The following is a 3,994-nucleotide window of genomic DNA, read 5'->3' on the forward strand; positions in this document are numbered from 1 at the left end:
CTCCTGTCGCTGGGTGACATGGCGAGAAGTACCGGGTTTCCGACGGTCGAGATCTTTCTGAATGTCTTCAGTCGACAGCGAAAGCCCAGGCGGGCAGCCGTCGACGACACATCCAATGGCCGGTCCGTGGCTTTCACCGAACGAGGTAACCGTGAAAATTCGACCGAAGGTATTGCCGGCCATACGGACTACAGCTCCCTATTCGACCATATCTAACTTAATTCGCAATTCCTTGAGTTGATCGGAACTCACAGCCGATGGAGCGTCGGTGAGAGGACATTGCGCTTTCTGCGTCTTTGGGAATGCGATGACATCGCGGATGGAGTCGGCATTGCCGAGCAACATGACCAACCGATCCAAACCAAATGCGATACCCCCATGCGGTGGTGCACCATACTCGAGCGCATCGAGCAGAAACCCAAACTTCGTCGAGGCTTCGTCCTTGCCGATTCCGAGGAGGTCGAACACTTTGCTTTGCACATCGCGCCGGTGGATACGAATACTGCCGCCCCCAACCTCACTCCCATTCAGCACCATGTCATAAGCCTTCGCCCGCACTTTCAGCGGATCGGACTCGAATAACACGAGATCTTCATCAAGCGGTGCCGTGAACGGATGATGCATGGCCACATATCGCTTCTCTTCCGCAGAATAGTCGAGCAGAGGAAAATCCGTCACCCAAAGCGGCTTCCAAGCGGTCTTGTCGATGAGATTCAGTTCTTCACCCAGCAACAGCCTGATACGCCCCATCACATCGTGGACGACGGAGGCTTTGTCCGCGCCGAATAGAACCAAATCCTCAGGCATGGCTTGAGGCAATGCCGCTGCAAATGTCTTGGCATCCAAGAACTTGGCAATTACCGATTCAAGTTGTCCTTCCGCCGTAACCTTGAGCCAGGCCAGGCCCTTGGCGCCGAAACTCTTCGCCGTTTCACCTAATGCGTCGATGCGTGTTCGCGACAGCGTCGCTCCGCCCTTCACGATCACGGCCTTGACGATACCGCCCTTGGTCGCCGCTTCTTTGAAAACCTTGAACTCACTCGACGCGCCAAACGCCGTCATATCGTAGAGCGGCATGTCGAACCGGAGATCAGGCTTATCCGATCCATAGCGGCCTACCGCCTCGGCATAGGTCATTCGAGGAAAGGGCGCCGGCAACTGTACACCGCCGGCCTTACTGAAGATGGTCACGATCATGCGCTCCATGAGACTCATGACTTGCTCACGATCCACGAACGACATTTCCAGATCGATCTGGGTGAACTCCGGCTGCCGATCGTTCCGGAGATCTTCGTCACGAAAGCAGCGGGCAATCTGATAGTAGCGATCGACTCCGCTGACCATCAAAACTTGCTTGAATAGCTGCGGCGACTGCGGCAGCGCGAAAAACTGCCCGGCATTGACGCGGCTCGGCACCAAATAGTCCCGGGCGCCCTCCGGTGTGCTCTTGGTCAGAATCGGTGTCTCTACTTCCAAGAATCCTTCTGCATTCACGAATTCCCTCGTGGCCTGCGTGATCCCATGACGGAGGCTCAAGAGCCGCTGCATCCTGGGCCGACGCAGGTCCAAAAAGCGGTATTTCAACCGAATCGCTTCCGTCACTTCGGCATCGTCTTCGATTAAAAACGGGGGCGTTTTGGCTTCATTCAGAATTTCCACCTCGTCGACGAAGACCTCGACTTCTCCGGTGGAGAGATGGGGATTCTTCGATTCATCCGGCCGCGCCATGACCCGGCCAATGACCGACACGACACACTCGCTGCGGAGCGAATGGGCGGCCTGATGCACCTGAAGGTTTCGCTCGGCATTAAACACCACCTGTGTGATGCCGGTCCGATCACGAAGATCGATGAAGATGACCATGCCATGATCGCGCCGCCGTTGAACCCACCCGTTCAAGACGACGGTCTGGCCGATCTGGTTCTTACTCAACTCTCCACAGCGGTGAGTTCGGATGTTCATGTCGCCTTCACTTTCTTCCCAGAAAACTTTTTGCTCCTCTCGGGCTTGGCCCACCCCTCTCTCCTGATCGGCCGCTTCGGTCTCGTTGCCGGCTCCTCTCCCCGTTCAACCGAGGTCATCCGCTCATCGATCAACTCGCGCAACGCGTTGGCCTCCCGATCCATCAAGAACCGAAATTCCCCCGGTTCCAGATTGCCGAGCGAGAGAGGCCCCATCCGAATCCGTATGAGCTTGAGGACCGGGTGTCCGACCGCGTCCAACATGCGCTTGACTTGATGCTTGCGTCCCTCACGGATCGTGATCTCCAACCAGGAGTTCGCCTCGACCTTTCGCACCTTCTTCACATGGGATGGACTCGTCATCCCATCCTCGAGTTTGACTCCTCGCTCCAAACGGCTGATCTCTTCATTACTCAACGCACCCTTCACTTTTATCAGATACGTCTTCGGCACATGATAGCGCGGGTGCAACAGGGCCTGCGCAAGCTCGCCGTTATTCGTCAGCAGCATCAATCCTTCGCTGTCGAAATCGAGCCGACCGACAGGGAACACACGAACGGAGACGCCCCGCAAGAAATCCTTCACGGTCGTCCGTCCGCCAGGATCATCGAGTGTAGACATCACGTTCTTGGGTTTATTCAGTATCAGGTACACAAACGGCTGCGCGGACGTGAGGTGCTTCCCGTCGACCTTCACATGATCTCGGGTGGGATCGACCTTCGTCCCGAGTTCCGTGATGATCCTGCCGTTCACCGATACGCGTCCCGAGACGATCAACATCTCAGCCTTTCGGCGTGACGAAAGGCCCGTGCCGGCGATAAGCTTTTGAAGTCTGACTTCCATTTTCATGAAGGCTGCGGTCGAGGTTCAGGCTGATGCTTCCAACTAACTTCTCACCCTTACCGTGCCCTCGACCTTATTCCCACTCAATTGTTGACGGCGGTTTTGAGCTGATGTCGTACACGACTCGATTCACACCTTTGACTTCGTTGATGATCCGATTCGACATGCGGCCCAGCACGTCATTCGGAATCTCGGCCCAATCGGCGGTCATGCCGTCTACGCTGGTGACCGCGCGAATCGCGATGACATGCTCATAGGTCCGCTGATCGCCCATCACTCCAACCGTTCGAATCGGCAACAAGACGGCAAACGCCTGCCAGATTTCACGATAGAGACCGGCACTTCGGATTTCCTGATCGACGATCCCTTCCGCCGCCCGCAGAATCGCCAACCGTTCCGGCGTCACTGCACCGAGCACGCGGATCGCCAAGCCTGGACCCGGGAAGGGCTGTCGCCAAACGATGTCGTCCGGCACTCCCAGTTCCGTCCCCAACACCCGCACTTCATCCTTGAAGAGCTCCCGCAGCGGTTCGATAAGTTTGAGCCTCATGCGCGCGGGCAAGCCGCCGACGTTATGATGGGTTTTAATCGTGGCCGACGGACCTTTGAAACTGACGCTTTCGATGACGTCGGGATACAGCGTGCCCTGGACGAGATACTTGATGCCTTTCAGTTTTTTGGATTCGGCCTCGAAGTGCTTGATGAACTGCCGACCGATGATCTTTCGTTTCCGTTCCGGATCCGTCACGTTCTTCAGATCGGCGAGAAACTGTTTGGTCCCGTCCAGAATTCGCAAGTTGAGATGTAACTGCGACGCGAAGGTTTTCTCCACCTGATCCCGTTCCCCCGTCCGCAAGACGCCGTTATCGACGAAGATGCAGGTGAGCTGATCGCCGATCGCCCGATGCGTGAGGGCAGCCGCGACCGATGAATCCACGCCGCCGCTCAGCGCACAGATGACCCGCTCCTTGCCGACCTGTTCGCGAATCTGCCCGACTGCGGTCTCCACATAGGACTGCATGGTCCAGGTCGGCTTGCATCCACAAATCTCATAGACGAAGTTGCGCAGAATCTTCGTCCCTTCCGGTGTGTGCGCCACCTCGGGATGGAACTGCAAACAATAGATCCGGCGCGTGTGATCGTCCCGCTTCATCGCCGCGACCGGCGAGTTGTTCGTATGCGCGATCGAC

Annotated in this window: 4 protein-coding genes; all 4 read right to left on the reverse strand. The window is 56.8% G+C overall.

Annotation, left to right across the window (positions count from 1 at the left end; all coding sequences use genetic code 11):
- Positions 1–183 (reverse strand): chorismate synthase (locus ACOSYY_RS11220; protein ID WP_421662458.1); only part of this gene is annotated, 183 nt, incomplete at its 3' end.
- A gap of 15 nt (positions 184–198) precedes the next feature.
- Positions 199–1,962 (reverse strand): aspartate--tRNA ligase, encoded by a 1,764-nt coding sequence (gene aspS, locus ACOSYY_RS11225; protein ID WP_421662462.1) that lies wholly within the window; start codon positions 1,960–1,962, stop codon positions 199–201.
- Positions 1,959–2,810, reverse strand: coding sequence for a pseudouridine synthase (locus ACOSYY_RS11230; protein WP_421662459.1), 852 nt, complete (start codon positions 2,808–2,810; stop codon positions 1,959–1,961). The genes aspS and ACOSYY_RS11230 overlap by 4 nt, the downstream gene beginning before the upstream one ends.
- A gap of 67 nt (positions 2,811–2,877) precedes the next feature.
- The coding region (gene guaA / locus ACOSYY_RS11235) for a glutamine-hydrolyzing GMP synthase (RefSeq protein WP_421662460.1) at positions 2,878–3,994 on the reverse strand (1,117 nt) is incomplete at its 5' end.

It is taken from the genome of Nitrospira sp. BLG_2, assembly GCF_049222245.1.